This is a genomic window from Methylomonas sp. EFPC3, assembly GCF_029643245.1.
Lineage (GTDB): Bacteria > Pseudomonadota > Gammaproteobacteria > Methylococcales > Methylomonadaceae > Methylomonas > Methylomonas koyamae_B.
On the sequence record NZ_CP116398.1, the window covers coordinates 898,872 to 913,350 of the forward strand.

A 14,479-nucleotide genomic window follows, 5' to 3' on the forward strand; every position below is an offset into this window, starting at 1 on the left:
CGTATGTCGATCGTCGATTTGACCGCCGCACCTCATCACCTGCCAACTTTGGCCGCCTGGCACCAAGCGGAATGGGCGTATTTGAATCCGGGCGAAACTTTGCCGATGCGCATCGCCAGGATGCAGGCTTATTTGCAGGCAGGTCTGATTCCATCGACCTTTGTCTACGAGCGACAAGGTTGTCTGGCCGGGTCGGCGGCCATTGTGGCCTGCGATATGGAAACCCGACCGCAGTGGACGCCTTGGTTGGCCAGCGTGTTTGTCGCGCCGCAGTTTCGTCGGCAGGGAATCGGCGGGCGCTTGGTGCGGCATGTCATGGCCCAAGCCGGTGCGGCCGGTTACGAGCAGTTGTACTTGTTTACCCCGGATCGGGTTGCGTTTTACGAAACTCTGGGGTGGCAGCCTGTTGCCGAGGAAATATACCGCGGCAGCCGGGTTAGCGTGATGCGGGCGCAATTGCACGATCTTGAAACGGCGTAGTGTTGGCGGGCGGGCAGACTAGAAAAAACCTTGATTATTAAATGCTTGACATCGGCGAGCGATAAATTCTAGGCTCAGTTGACTTTTGCCACAGCCGGAGTACGCCATGAAACGAATTGCGCTCAGTCTTGCCGGGGCCGTGTTAAGCGGTGTGTTTGTCAATCAGGCGGTGGCGGTCAGTATTACCCAACGGGCCGGCAACAATTTTCGCACCGCCGCCAACAACCAGGAAGTGCTGCTTGACAAGGATAACGTCAACCCCGACCGCTTCGGTTTGTTGCGTACCTACGATTTCAACGCCAAAGTCGAAACCCAGCCATTGGTGCTGGAAAACGCGGCCAACGGCGACGATTTGGTCGTCGTCACGACGATGAAAAACGAAGTTGTCGGCATCAACGCCCGCACCAATGCCACCGTTTATAACGTCAAATTGGGGCCGGAAATCAGTTCGCAGGACATGGATATGTGGAAGCACACGCCGACCTGGGGCATATCGGCCACACCTATCGTCGATCCGGCCAGCAATACTTTATTCGTCGCCTCCTGGCAAAAGAAAAACAACGACAACAAGCTCCGCGACTATTGGGTCTATGCCTTGAATCCCGCGGACGGCAGCCGGAAAGCGCCGCCGGTGAGGATTTTCGGCCGGTCGCAGGAAGGCAACGGCTGTTGGTTCAACGACGCCGGTGCGGTTTACCGGGAGAATAACCAGACCAAACAATATGTCTATCCCAAGTTGCGCGCCGGTCTGGCATTGACCGCGAATAACGGCTTGGTCATGGCATTTGCCGCCAACGAGGAAAAACTGCTGGGCGGGCGCAAAAATCCGCACGGTTTCGTCGTCGCCTACGATACCCGTGCGCTGCTGGGGCAGCCGGGGTTCTCCAAAGAAGCGGCGATCTTCTGCGCGACCGCGTTCAATTCGTGGGGCGCCGGCATCTGGCACGCCGGCGGCGCACCGGTCACCGAAGACGACATGATCTACGTCGCCACTTCCAACGGTACGTCCAATAACGGCGGCGTCGATCTGGCGGAAAGCATGATCAAACTGCGCTTCAAGCCCGGCCTTGGCGGCGCCCGGCCGCTGTTGGAGCAAGTGGATTATTACAAAGCCTTTCTTGACGAGCGGGTTGCGCCAAAGGATTGCCTATGGCGGGACAACGACTCGGAAGTGTCCTGCGGCCGGGCCGGTGCCGGTTCCGCTGGCGCGGATTGGGATTTCGGCGCAGCCGGGCCGATGCTGGTGCCGGGTTCGAGTTTGCTGCTGCAAGGTACCAAGGACGGCATCATTTATTCGTTGGATAAATTCAATCTGGGGAAAAACGATCGCTTCAACCAGTTGCTGTCCAAACCGCCGCTGGTGGCGACTTACTACGGCGGCGGCATCGACGAGAACTGGGACAGGGCGCAGCACCTGAACCGCAGTCTACCGTGCCCGGCGGCCGGCCACAGCGACCACGGCTGGTTCGTACCCTGCGGCGATCCGGAAAACAACAAGATGCACCATATCCATGCCTTGGCGCTGGCGCAACGCGACCAGAGCGGCGGTATCGTCTACGTCTGGGGCGAAAATTCGCGGTTGAAGGCTTACGATTTCTCGACGCTGGACGGCAAATTACCCAGCTTCCGCGCCGAAGCCGACGATCTGGCCTCGGTCGGCGTCGCCTCTCCCGGCGGCATGCCCGGCGGTTTGCTGATGGTTTCCGGCAAACCCTCGGCCGCATCGGCGTTTCCGCACGCTATCGACTTCGGTTCTGCCCTTATCTGGACGGTTTATTCCAAATTCGGCGACGCAAATAAGGAGTTCGCCGAAGGCCAGTTGATTGCTTACGACGCGACCACGGTGCTGCCGGGCAACAAGCTGAAACGCCTGTTCCGTACCGGCGACGACAATAACGGCGGCCTGGGCAAAATGTCGCGGATGATCCCGCCGGTGGTCGCCAACGGTCGGGTGTATGTGATGATCTACCGAATCGGCACCTCGGATTGCACCGCGCCGGATAACCAGTTGCCGGTTTGCAGCCAGTTGAAGGTGTACGGTCTGAAATAGCCGGTGATTGTGAGTTGTTCCGCGCTATTCGGTTGCGAGGTTGGTTGGCTGGTTTCGACCCCAAGGCGACAGTCGGTTGAGACTTCCAATGACTGCTAATGGATAATAAGCTGAATCTGCATGTGTTGAAGTAGGCTGAATGATAATGAAACCCAGCTTTAAGCCATTAAATCCGGGATCGCTGTCGCTCACCCCAGCCCGCGGCCCTAGACGCTTACGTAAGCTTTCGTACCGTTGGACTTCACCCAACTTAAATCTAGGTCAAACACCCCCGTCCTACCGGAAACATGCCTACAAATCAACTTGTTAGAGCATAAGCTGAGAGGATTGGGTTTGAAGGTGATGAAAAGGGTTCATTCACCTTCAAATTAGAATTTTTAATTTGAATAAAAATAAAGTTACATACAAACTACACCCCAAGCATAACCGCCAGCTGGGCAATAATAAGCACATGCTTGAGGTGCTGAATATCCGCTTTCACACCTTGGATCCTTTCTTTGATTGCCAGCCTCAAATCCCCAGCATCCGCATTGAGCCAAAACTGTACCTGAAGGAGCGCCGCCCTGCCTATTCCCTCTGATTCGTGATGATTGACCACCAGGGGAATTATCCGGGTTTCCATTCTCTTCCTGTTCATCATTATCATCCTTTAAAGCATCAAGAACGTCTCTTTTGCTCATTTCACAGGTTTCTGCTATGTCCGAAACACTAGCACCTTTATTGCTTAACCGCTGAACTTTAGTGGCACTACAATCTGCAACAGCAATAGTAGAAAATATAAAAAATAGAATATTTATTACAGAAAATTTGATGTAACAACTCTTGATCATGAATTACCTCCAAGTGCGTTTACACACAAATTATGTATATCGTTTAATGATTTCATAAACCCTTCTTTAGTAAACCCCATGCGCTTCAAACCGTCTAATGAGCCAGGAAAATCTATTAGTTCATCTCGGTTAATTAGTTTGTCAACCCTGCATGAAACAGGTGGGTGATTATCTCTATTATTAGTGCCATCCTCACTTTCTAAAAGACCAAAAATCCAGAATGAGGTAAATAGAGCACCTTGAGGTTGGAATCCAGCCTTTGACGCTAATTTCGCACCAAAAGCATCAGCATCATATTCTTGTTTCTGTAACAAAGAGCGAGTTAAAGAATGGCCTGATTTATGGTTTAAAACCAGATGTCCTATTTCATGAGCAACAATAAAAGCGAGAGAGTCAACGACAATATTTACTTTCATGTTATAAACATCCTGATCCTCACGAAGGGCAGACGCCTCTCGCTTAGATATTTTGCAAATTTCGGCGAAATCCTTGAAATAAACTTCGCTTTCTCCTCGAAGTTTTCTATAATAAACATCTACTAACGTATTTGGATATTTTTTGAATTTTTCAACGCACTCTGGCTTTACCCAGGCTAAAGAATAAGCATCTGCAAAATTGAAAAGAGTTACAATCAAACCAATTGGTATGATGACTTCCATTTTTTTTCTATTTGAAAACGCATTAAAATCAGAAAACCTTACCACTCGAAAACTTGTTTCATCTAGCACTTCCTTAGTCTGATTGTCCGCAACATTTCTAAATTCGGGTAACAATCGTTTTTGCCAAGTTCGCATTCCTGCATCGTGGAAAACTTGCCACGTGTCTTCTATTTCTTTTTCTGACCCTAAAGCAGGAATTGAATGGCAACACCAAAAAATAACAAATATAAAGCCAACCGAACTAAAAGAGAATGAAAATTTAATGTTACAACGACTATTCATTGTATAGCTCTCCTTGCTCAAACCAAGGGGCAATAGTAGTTAATGTATCGCGCTCATTTTTATTAAGATTTAATGGATTTTTATTAAAAGATTCTCCTTTATTTTTCCATAAGTTAACGTCTTCTTCTCCAAGTCTTTCGACTAATATATTATTGCGTAATTTTTCTAAGTTTTCTGCCGCACCCTTTAAGTCATCAAGTGCTGGCCCTAGCACTCTTTGATCATTACCATTTAACGTTGCCACTCTAATTGCAGTATTTAGGCTTCTTATTAGCCTCAAAAGCTCTTTTTCTCCTGATATATCTGCTGCACCGTTATATTCAAAAAGCTTTAAATGTCTTTGACCTGTTGAAGTAAGAATGCTATTTTGATTGTTGACTAACGCTGGCATATTAAGTAGTTTTTCTATACTTGGATTATCAGCAAAATCAATCGATGGGGATTTTATAAGCGAAACAAGTAGGACGGTTGCACCGAATAAAGCAAAAAATACACCAGGTGCAATTCTTTTAATTACAAAACTGAAGTCCTTGCGCTTAACTTCAGCCTCACCTACGTCATTAAGAGGAAATGCAAAAAGCTTCCAGCCAAGCGTGATTGATATTCCCGCAAATATAACTATAATGATTCTCTCTACAATTCTGCCGATGATTAACGTATTTAAAATATCTAGCATATGAAAATATATAATAGATTGAAGGTTAACTTGTGCTTAGGAATATAATAAATTTTTCTTGATCATAGCATATGAATAATGCGTGGACTATAGTACATATGTACTGGTACAAAATTCTAACTAAACGGAACCTCTAACAGGTTGGTGAAAAACTCATTTTTGACCCTGACTCAGCCTGTATTTAGTTGAAGTATGATATTGCAGACACTATATATTGAGTAAGCTGAACAAAATTAGCGCCTGAAATATGGTTTTTCACCAATCTGCTACCCCCCCCCAACCAGGCGAACTCTAGGATTCCCCAAGAATCAGGTCTTGCAATCAAGTATCGAAAGCTAAAGTGACTGACAGTTATACATTCAACTGCCGTCATTTGTGAAAGAAGCGCAGTCGTCAGCTTTTGGCCGCTAGTCAACACTCCCTTTGCCGGTTAGTCCAGGTGGCCCGGAACAAGCGTTAGCGTTTCCAGTAAGCTTTAAATCACCAGAAACCCCGTTCGGCATATTCCGACACAGATGATGGGATTCTTTAAATTCATTGGAGATTACGACCTGCCACGAGGGTAAGCACTGCGTAGCTTTAGGTCAAAGCATCCACAGCCAGCCGCCCAGCGCGGCGCCGGCAATGACCGGGATAATGCCGAGTTTGAACCGAAACAACGCCAACAGCGCGGCCAGACTCAGCCCGGCGGCAAACAGGTCGAACGATCCGTTCCAGCCCTGCGGCCAGAACACGTGGTAAGCAAAAAATACGGCCAGATTGACGATGACGCCGACCACGGCGGCGGTGACGCCAGTCAGCGGGGCGGTGAATTTCAGATTGCCATGGGTGGTTTCCACCAGCGGGCCGCCGGCCAGAATGAATAAAAAGCTGGGCAGGTAGGTAAAGTAGGTGACGACCACGGCTGCCAAGCTGCCCGCTAAAAACGCGGAATCCGCGCCAAACCAGGCTTGGCCCCAACCCGCCACGAAACCGACGAAGGTGTTGACCATGATAAGAGGCCCTGGCGTGGTTTCCCCCAGCGCCAGCGCGTCGATCATTTGCTGTGGCGTCAGCCAGTGGTAGTGCTCGACCGCCCCCTGATAGACGTAAGGCAATACCGCATAGGCGCCACCGAAGGTCAGCCAGGCGGCTTTGGTAAAGAACCAGCCCATTTGGGTCAAACCGCCCTGCCAGCCGTATTCTGCGCACAGCCAGCCCAGCACGCCGGCCCACAGCACCAGGCCTATAGCCAACAGGCGGTAAAACTTGCCCCACCTGAATAGGGCGTGCGCTGGCGTTGGCGTATCGTCGTCGATCACGGCCGGGCCGAAATTGGCCTTGGTGCTGCCGTGGCCGCCGCCGACCGCAAAATACTGCGGCGCCCATTTACCGCCGGCGGCGCCAATCAAGCCGGCCGCAATCACGATCAATGGAAACGGCAATTGCAACGCAAAAATGGCGATAAAGGCTGCCGCCGCCATCGCCCACAGCCAGCGGTTTTTCAAGGCCCGCGAACCGATCCGATAGGCAGCAAACAACACGATCGCCGTGACGGCGGGTTTGATGCCGTACAACAAGCCGGCCACCGTGGGCAGGTCGCCGAACCGCATGTACACCCAGCCCAGGCCGATCAAAATCAACAGCGCCGGCAGAAAAAACAGGCCACCGGCGATCAATGCGCCCGGCGTCTTGTGCAGCAACCAACCGATGTAAGTCGCCAGTTGTTGCGCTTCCGGGCCGGGCAATACCATGCAGTAATTCAAGGCGTGCAGATAGCGTGTTTCGCTGATCCAGCGTCGGCGTTCGACCAACTCCTGGTGCATGATGGCAATCTGGCCGGCCGGGCCGCCAAAGCTGATGAAGCCCAGTTTCAGCCAGAATTTGCCGGCTTCGCCGAGGCTGGGGCTGACAGGTGCTTGCTGCGGATTTTGGTTCATAGTCTGGGCCGGCGGCTGATACCGATTTTTACCATGAGTAATTGGGGTTCAGTTCGGCCATTTTCTGACCCAAAGATGGCGGCCCCAGTATAAAAACACCGGAAACAGGCCCCACCAGAAAAAATGTTCCAGCCGGCCGGTCGCTTCGTCGCCGTAGGGGACGACGAAAGCCGGTACCGCCAGCATCCAGAGTGCGGATAAGACCACCGCCAGTTTGTTTTTGCGGTTTAACCGCCGGAACCAGGTAATTGCTCTGATCATATTTGCTCGCCGTCGAGGCGGCGGACTTTTGCACCAAGGAAATTGCGTAGCAACGACACGGCGACGATGGCGGCGGCGAATCCACCGCAAGCCCACAGAAAGGGTTGCACGTAACCGATGATCACGGCGCAGCCGACCAGAAAAAAGCCCAGGAAACTGAATTCCCAGCCGATGTGGTAACCGTCCAGCATCGCCGCCAAGCCCAAAATCAGCAATATCACCAAGTCGGCGCTGACGCCGGACAATTGGCCGGACTTATTCAAAAACGCTGCGGCGATCACGACCACGATGGTATGCAGCCAATGCATTGCCTGCGCCTTCAACACCTGACCGAAATCGGCGGCGCCGTTTTTGGCCTGCAGCCAGGACACGAACACCGAAAGCGAACCGAATACGAACACCATAGCCAGCCAGTAACCGTAGCCGTCGTTCGGATTGAAATCGGTAATGTAAATTCCGGCCAGAGATAACAAAACCAGCAGAATAAACACGCTCTGTTCGACAAAAACGTAGCGCTTGCCGGGTTCGGTTTCGGGTATTGACGGTTCTTGATACATGCTTGGGCTTCCTGAAAAATGGTGCGGTTGGGACAAGGGGTTTTATTAACCCGGCTTTTAAATAGGGTCGCTCCCGCCAAAGCGGGGGCCCAGAATCAATAGTGGATTCCCGACTTCGCGGGAATGACGACTCCAGGGAATTTAAGGGCCTGGTGAATAGTTCACGTGGCCGCGGTGCATTCATTAGATGGCTCAGCATAGCGCGGCATCGGCTCGCAGGTAAAGCCGGCTGGCCGCCGTGCGGGCCAGTCGGTCAAAACAGGCTGCCGTTGATCAGAAAATGCGCGCCGACGCTGCCGAGATAGCCCAACATGATGGCCGGCGCCCATTTCAGGTGGGTCATAAAGGTGTAAACGCCCTTCGCTTGCCCCATCAGCGCGACGCCTGCAGCCGAGCCGACCGATAGCAAGCTGCCGCCGACTCCCGCGGTCAATGTCACCAGCAACCATTGGCCCTCGCTCATGTCCGGCGTCATGGCCAGTATCGCGAACATCACCGGAATGTTATCCACCACCGCCGACACGATACCGACCAGAATGTTGGCCGGCGTCGCCCCCAGTTCTCCGTACAGGAATTCGGACAGATGCTGCAAATAGCCGATGAAGTTGAGGCCGCCGACGCACAGCACCACGCCGTAAAAGAACAGCAGGGTGTCCCATTCCATCCTGGCCAGATGGTGGAACACGTCGAAACGTAGACCGTTGCCGCCATCGCCGGTCTCCGGCAGATGGTCCCCGGCCACGCCGTCGATACTTAGTTCCGGTTCGTCGCGGTGGGTGATGTGCAGGAAGTAGCCGAACAGTTGCAGGTAAGTCAGACCGGCCATCATGCCGACGGCGGCCGGCAATTGCAGGCTGTTCTGGAACCCGACCGCGGTCAGCACCGTCAGCAGAAACAGCAGGACGATGCGTTTGGCGCCGCGCAGCGTGCGAATTTGGACCTGAATCGGCGCCGGCCGGGCGTTGGGTATTGCGAAATGCATGATGGTTGCCGGTATCAGAAAATTGACGACCGACGGAATGAACAGGTTGAAAAAGGTCCAAAACTCGATCATGCCCTTTTGCCAGACCATCAAGGTGGTAATGTCGCCGAAAGGGCAGAATGCGCCGCCGGCATTGGCGGCGACGACGGTGTTGACGCAGGAAATGCCGACGAAGCGCGGATTGTCTTTCCCGACTGCCATCACCACGGCGCACATCAGCATTGCGGTCGTCATGTTATTGGAGACCGCCGAAATGAAGAATGCCAGCAGGCCGGTGACCCAGAATAGCTGACGGTAACTGAAACCGCGATTTACCAGCCAGGCACGCAAGTTGTCGAATACGCGCCTTTCGTCCATCGCATTGATGTAGGCGATGGAGACGATCAAAAACAGGAATAATTCGCTGTAATCCAGCACGTAATGCCGTATCGCCGTTTCGGCGAGGTCCGACAAGCCGTGGCTTTTGTAAATCAGTGCGATTGCCAGCCAAATCAGCGCGGCGGCCAGCATCATCGGCTTGGATTTGCGCAGTTCCAACAGTTCTTCCAGCACTACCAGCACGTAGGCGGTGGCAAACAAACCCAAGGCCAGGAAGCCGATCCAATGCCCGCTTAAATCCAAAGCCTCCGGCGTGGCGCAAAACGCGGAATTGGGCTGTAGCATTAACATGAAGCTGATGCCGGCATATCTCAGTTTGCCGGCCGAAAATTTGTTGATTGCCATACTAATAATCCTGATCAGTCTGTTGTCGGCAGCCCGGCATTTTGCCGCCCGAACGCCGGGCCGCGCAATACCGGCCGCCGGCTAGCATACCTGGAAAAACTGCAAATTCAGCCAATCACCGAGTCGATCAAGATCGCAATCCTGACTATCCGCTCAGCCCGAATCTACAACTGGCGCTGGGCCACGGTTTCGGTATCTGTGTCGGCTTTGGTTGCGCCGGTCTGCAGCAATTCGCCGCTTGGCGCCGGATCCGGCGCTGGCTGCGCGGTCGCTACGGCCGGCGTGTTGGCGTTATCCTGGCTCCGAACCAACAACAGCGGTGTCAACGCGGCGCAGACCAGGAGGGGCAGGGCGGCGGCTTGTTTCAGCCCCAAACCGAACAACGGCGGTAAACCGCTCGTTACGCGCCCGGCGTCCGCCCGGTAAGCCGCTTGCCACGGCTTGGTTTCCAGCCAGGCCAACAGTCTGGCGATACTGAGCAGGCCGGCGATGCCGGCGAGGTTGACCGCGGCCGCGGCAAGCGGCTCCCGGCCGGCCCAATCCAGCGCCATTCCGCCCAAATAGCACAGGACCATGCCGCACAAAAACAGGGGCAGGGACTGACGGCCCATTTCGGCCAGCCAACGCGCCGGAGCTCGCTCCAAACCTGCCGCGACGCGGGCCGGCAGCTGCGCGGCCAGATAGGCCAGTGCCAGCAGATGCAACCAGCGCAAAGGGCCGAGGTGGCTTTTGTCCAGCAACGGCTCCAGCTGTGCCCGCAGTTCCAGTAATGGCGCATGCCGGCTATAGAACGGTTCGTAAGCCAACGGCACGGCCAGGGCCGCCATCAGGGCGCAGGCCAAGACCAGGCCTGGCCGGTAGCCGGGTTGCGGCAACCAGCCGGTGGCAAAGGCGAAGCCGGTAAAAAACAACAGTTGCCAGCAGAACGGATTGAAAAACCAAGGCCGGCCGTCGTTCGGGTCGCCGCTCAGCTCCAGTCCGTAATGCCAGGCTGCCAGGTAAATCAGCAGCGAAGCCGCTACGGCCAGGTATTTGCCGAGCAGGGACAGGCTCCAGGCCAGCGGCACCCAGGCCAGCAACACCAGATACAAGGGCAGGATGTCGAAATAATTCGGCACGTAACTCAATGCAAATAAATCGAACACAGCTTGCTGGGTATCGTTAAAAAAATAAGCGATGTTCAATTGTTGGATGTAGTCGGTTCCGGGCAACCAGCGGTTGCCGACTACGCAGACGGCGGCCATTGCCAAAAACGATGCCAGATGGGCGGCGTAAATCTGAGCACAACGCAGGAACACCCTGACGCTACCCAGCGTCAGGCCGGCCTGGCGGAAGCCGCGGCCGTAGGCGACGGCCGAGACGTATCCGGATAAAAACACGAAAATCTCCGCCGAATCGCTGAAGCCGAAACGCGACGGCGTGTACCAGAACCAGGGGTTGCCCGGCATGTGGTTGACGAAAATGACCAACAGCGCCACGCCGCGGAAAAAGTCCAATTGCCGATTGCGCGGTTGCGCGGGCGCTAATGTCGATTTCATAATGAACTCTGTTGTGGTGTCGGGTAGCTTGCCGTTGCCGGTTCGAGTAGCGCGATTAGCGGTGCGGTGGCAATCCCTGCGCTTGCCACCGGTTTCAACCATGCCACTTTAGCGGGCTAACCTTTCATCAACCTTTCATTAGCGAGAATGGCACATGAGGATTTTGCTGGTCGAGGACGATCAGGCCTTGGCCGACGGACTGTCGCATAGTTTGCGCGACTGGGGATTCGACGTCACACTGGCCAAGACCGGTACCTTTGCCGTCGGGGCCTTGAGTACGCAACCCTTCGAGTTGGCGATTCTGGACCTGGGTCTGCCGGACATGGACGGGCGCGAAGTGTTGCGCGAATTGCGCGGGCGGCAGCAGTCGCCGATGCCGGTGTTGATATTGACCGCCCGCGACGGCCTGAACGACCGGGTCGGCGGCTTGCAGCTCGGCGCCGACGATTACATGACCAAGCCGTTCGAGTTGCTGGAACTGGAGGCGCGGGTCAGAGCGTTGTTGCGCCGCAGCCAGGGCGGTTTCAGTCACGATATCGTTTTCGGCGACCTGGTTTTGGATACCCGTCAGCAACAGATCAAGGTGCGCGGCGAGCCCCTGCAACTGCCGCCGCGCGAATACGGCGTTCTGGAAGCGCTGTTGTTGCAGGCCGGGCGCGTAGTCAGCAAGGACCATATCGCCCAACGCTTGGCGGCGCGTTCCGACGAGTTGGCGGACAACGCCATCGAGGTCTACATCCACCGGTTGCGCAAACGGCTGGAACCCTATGCCATCGGTATCCGCACCTTGCGCGGCCTGGGCTATCTGCTGGAGCAAGACTGATGCGCAAACCGCAGAGCCTGAGAGCGCAGTTGCTGGCGCGGCTGACGCTGCCGTTGATCGCGGTCGTCGTGCTGGATGCGGCCGTGTCTTATTTCGTGGCGCTGCACTATGCCGACCGCGCTTACGACAGTTGGCTGCTGGACTCGGCCAAATCGCTGGCGCAGGAGGTGAAGACGCAAAAGGATAAAGTGACTTTCGATTTGCCGCCGATTGCGGTCGAAGTGTTCCGTTGGGACGCAATGGACAAGACCTTTTTCAAGGTCGAGTCGGCGGCGGCCGGATTCATTGCCGGCGACAGGGCATTGCCCGGTCCGGCGTTGGCGGCGATGGCGGCCGATGCGCCGTTGTTCTCCGACGGCGAAATCCAGGGGCGTAAGGTTCGCATCGTTTCGGTGTTGACCGCGTCGGCCGGCGGCGATAGCGGCGACGTGCTGGTGTCGGTCGCGGAAACCTTGAACAAGCGGCGCGGCATGATGAACGAGATTTTGCTGGCGGTGGTCGCGCCCCAGCTATTACTGCTGCTGGTCGCCGGGCTCCACATCTGGGCCGGCATCAATCGCGGCTTGAGCCCGTTGCACGATCTGGCGACGCTGATCGGCCAGCGGTCGGCGCGGGAACTGGACCCGATTCCGGATACCAACGTGCCACTGGAAGTGCGGTCCTTGACCCACACCATCAACGCGTTGTTGCAACGCCTGGGCTCCGCGCTGGCCGCGCAGCAGCGTTTCATCGAAAACGCCGCCCACCAACTACGCACGCCGCTGGCCGGGCTGAAAGTGCATGCCGAGCGGGCGTTGGCCGCGGATAGTCCGGATGCGATGAAACCGGCACTGAGCCACATCAAACATTCGGCAGACCGGGTGGCGCATTTGAGTTCGCAGTTGCTGGTTCTGGCCGGTTCCGAATCGGTCTCGCAGGGTTCGCGCCCGTTTCGGCTCCTGGATTTGGCCGCGCTGGCCAAAGCCTGCTGTATGGACTGGGTATATAAAGCCCTGGAACAGGAAATCGAGTTGGGATTCGACGCGCCGCGCGTCCCGGTTTCGATCAAAGGCGACGAAACCCTGCTGCGGGAGTTGCTGAACAACCTGCTGGATAACAGTATTTGCTACAGCAATCCGGGCGGCCGGATCAACGTAACGGTTCTGGCCGACCCGCCCGGCTGGGTGGTCAAGGACGACGGTCCCGGTATCCGGCCGGAGGAAGCGGACCGGATATTCGAGCGGTTTTACCGGATTCCGGGCAGCCGCGGTGAGGGCTGCGGTTTGGGCCTGGCCATCGTCAAGGAAATCGCCGACCTGCACGCGGCGCGGATTGAAGTCGGCCCCGGCATCGGTGGCCACGGCAGCGGGATTAGCGTTTTGTTCGGCCGGCAATCTCGAGCCGGCTAGATGGCCGGCGTCAGCTATTGAAATCGCGGCGATCGCCCTTGTTGCCGCGTGATACCAGAATCCGAGTTTGTCTGGCTGACGTTTAACGTCAGCCAGATCAAAGCTTCTCCCACTCAGGGCAATGGTTTGTATGCCAGCAGTTGGGCCATGGTTTCCAGCAAGGCGATACGCGGATGAGTCTTGAGCCATACCAGGGCAATGGCTCGACTGGGGCGTTGCCGAATGTCGATGTACCGAATGTCTTTGTCTTCCGGCTGAATCGCCACGGACGGCATCAAGGTGACGCCGACCCCGTTCCTGACCATGAAACGCAGGGTTTCCAGGCTCGACGCCCGAAAATCGTGTTCGATGAAACGGGACGGGTCGCACAATTTCAGTGCCTGGTCGCGCAGGCAGTGGCCTTCGTCCAGCAGTAGCAGGTTTTCGTTGGCGGCTTGGTTGAGGTCGACTTCGGCCTGGTCGGCGAGCGGATGATCGGCGCTGACTGCCAGCGTGAACGGGTCCTCGAACAATACGCGGGAGTCCAGCGTGTCGGGGGCGACCGGCAAGGCCAGCAGGGCCGCGTCCAGTTTTTTGTCGAGCAGCAATGCGATCAAGGCGTGGGTTTTTTCCTCAACCAATTGCAATTTGAGTTCCGGATAATGTTGCTTGATGCGAAAAACGTACTCCGGCAATACGTAACTTGCCAGCGACGGAAACGCGCCCAGTGACAGTTGGTTGCGTTGGCGGCCGCTGGCATGGGCGGCGATTTGGCGAATGGCGCGGGCGTCGTCGAGCATTCGGCGGGCGATGGGTAAAATCTCCCGACAGGCTTCGGTTACGTCCACATTGTTTTTGTCGCGCAAGAACAGGTCCACACCCAGATAGTCCTCGAGCTTTTTGATTTGGGTGCTCAAAGTGGGTTGGCTGATTGCACAATGTTCGGCCGCTTGGCTGAAGTTTCTAAATTCCGCCACCGCTACCAGATAGCTCAATTCGCGCAATGTCATGGCTTGCTGCCCGTCGTTAGTTGGAAAGTCTGGAAACGTTGGTTTCGGCCGCAAATGATAACAACATAAAGCGAGACTTATTGATTCCGCCTATCGGCTTATCGAGGGAATCAATTTCAAATTGCGGGCTCTATTCGGTTCAATGTCGCCACCGAGCACAATCAAAGGGCGGACGGATAATTCGCTAGTACCGTTGGCAATGGCGGATCAGTTTGTCTGCCATCGCCATACAGCAAGTCGGTAGTGCCTGAGCGATGACGCCAAGTTTAAGCGGCTACGGTTTTAATTCGTAGCGGCAGTTAAACTCAGCTATCGACGGTAC

13 protein-coding genes are annotated in these 14,479 nt (G+C 55.1%); 4 read left to right on the forward strand and 9 right to left on the reverse strand.

The genetic code is table 11. From position 1 onward, the window contains the following. Window positions 1–3 precede the first annotated feature (3 nt). Together PL263_RS03980 and PL263_RS03985 are read left to right on the forward strand one after the other, a co-directional pair. Window positions 4–480: a GNAT family N-acetyltransferase gene (locus tag PL263_RS03980; RefSeq protein WP_278211783.1), complete on the forward strand. Its 477-nt coding sequence runs from the start codon at window positions 4–6 to the stop codon at window positions 478–480. Between the two features lie 106 nt (window positions 481–586). Next, window positions 587–2,530 (forward strand): hypothetical protein, encoded by a 1,944-nt coding sequence (locus PL263_RS03985; RefSeq protein WP_278211784.1) that lies wholly within the window; start codon window positions 587–589, stop codon window positions 2,528–2,530. A 398-nt stretch (window positions 2,531–2,928) separates the two neighbouring features. Here the strand turns inward: PL263_RS03985 and PL263_RS03990 are convergent, their stop codons facing one another. From PL263_RS03990 to PL263_RS04025, 8 genes are all read right to left on the reverse strand, one after another. Beyond that, window positions 2,929–3,360 (reverse strand): hypothetical protein, encoded by a 432-nt coding sequence (locus PL263_RS03990; protein WP_278211785.1) that lies wholly within the window; start codon window positions 3,358–3,360, stop codon window positions 2,929–2,931. Further along, window positions 3,357–4,301, reverse strand: coding sequence for a hypothetical protein (locus tag PL263_RS03995; RefSeq protein WP_278211786.1), 945 nt, complete (start codon window positions 4,299–4,301; stop codon window positions 3,357–3,359). Before PL263_RS03995 ends, PL263_RS03990 begins: the two co-directional genes overlap by 4 nt. After that, on the reverse strand, window positions 4,294–4,977 hold the full coding sequence (locus tag PL263_RS04000; protein WP_278211787.1) for a hypothetical protein: 684 nt from the start codon (window positions 4,975–4,977) through the stop codon (window positions 4,294–4,296). Before PL263_RS04000 ends, PL263_RS03995 begins: the two co-directional genes overlap by 8 nt. A gap of 584 nt (window positions 4,978–5,561) precedes the next feature. Next, a complete protein-coding gene (chrA, locus tag PL263_RS04005; RefSeq protein WP_278211788.1) occupies window positions 5,562–6,896 on the reverse strand; it encodes a chromate efflux transporter in 1,335 nt (444 codons plus the stop codon). A 48-nt stretch (window positions 6,897–6,944) separates the two neighbouring features. Next, window positions 6,945–7,157, reverse strand: coding sequence for a hypothetical protein (locus PL263_RS04010; RefSeq protein ID WP_278211789.1), 213 nt, complete (start codon window positions 7,155–7,157; stop codon window positions 6,945–6,947). Then, on the reverse strand, window positions 7,154–7,714 hold the full coding sequence (locus PL263_RS04015) for a hypothetical protein (RefSeq protein ID WP_278211790.1): 561 nt from the start codon (window positions 7,712–7,714) through the stop codon (window positions 7,154–7,156). Before PL263_RS04015 ends, PL263_RS04010 begins: the two co-directional genes overlap by 4 nt. Window positions 7,715–7,967: 253 nt before the next feature. Further along, window positions 7,968–9,419 carry a sodium:proton antiporter NhaD gene (gene nhaD, locus PL263_RS04020; protein ID WP_260839349.1) on the reverse strand — a complete coding sequence of 484 codons (1,452 nt, stop codon included), beginning with the start codon at window positions 9,417–9,419 and terminating at the stop codon, window positions 7,968–7,970. A gap of 164 nt (window positions 9,420–9,583) precedes the next feature. Next, entirely contained in the window at window positions 9,584–10,957 is a 1,374-nt protein-coding gene (locus PL263_RS04025) for an OpgC domain-containing protein (RefSeq protein WP_278211791.1), read from the reverse strand. Window positions 10,958–11,111: 154 nt separating this feature from the next. On the opposite strand from PL263_RS04025, the gene PL263_RS04030 reads away from it, so the two are divergent. Both PL263_RS04030 and PL263_RS04035 read left to right on the forward strand, forming a co-directional pair. Next, window positions 11,112–11,780, forward strand: coding sequence for a response regulator transcription factor (locus tag PL263_RS04030; RefSeq protein WP_278211792.1), 669 nt, complete (start codon window positions 11,112–11,114; stop codon window positions 11,778–11,780). Beyond that, on the forward strand, window positions 11,780–13,168 hold the full coding sequence (locus tag PL263_RS04035; RefSeq protein WP_278211793.1) for a sensor histidine kinase: 1,389 nt from the start codon (window positions 11,780–11,782) through the stop codon (window positions 13,166–13,168). The genes PL263_RS04030 and PL263_RS04035 overlap by 1 nt, the downstream gene beginning before the upstream one ends. 113 nt (window positions 13,169–13,281) lie before the next feature. Here the strand turns inward: PL263_RS04035 and PL263_RS04040 are convergent, their stop codons facing one another. Further along, on the reverse strand, window positions 13,282–14,157 hold the full coding sequence (locus PL263_RS04040; RefSeq protein ID WP_278211794.1) for a LysR substrate-binding domain-containing protein: 876 nt from the start codon (window positions 14,155–14,157) through the stop codon (window positions 13,282–13,284). Window positions 14,158–14,479: the final 322 nt, after the last annotated feature.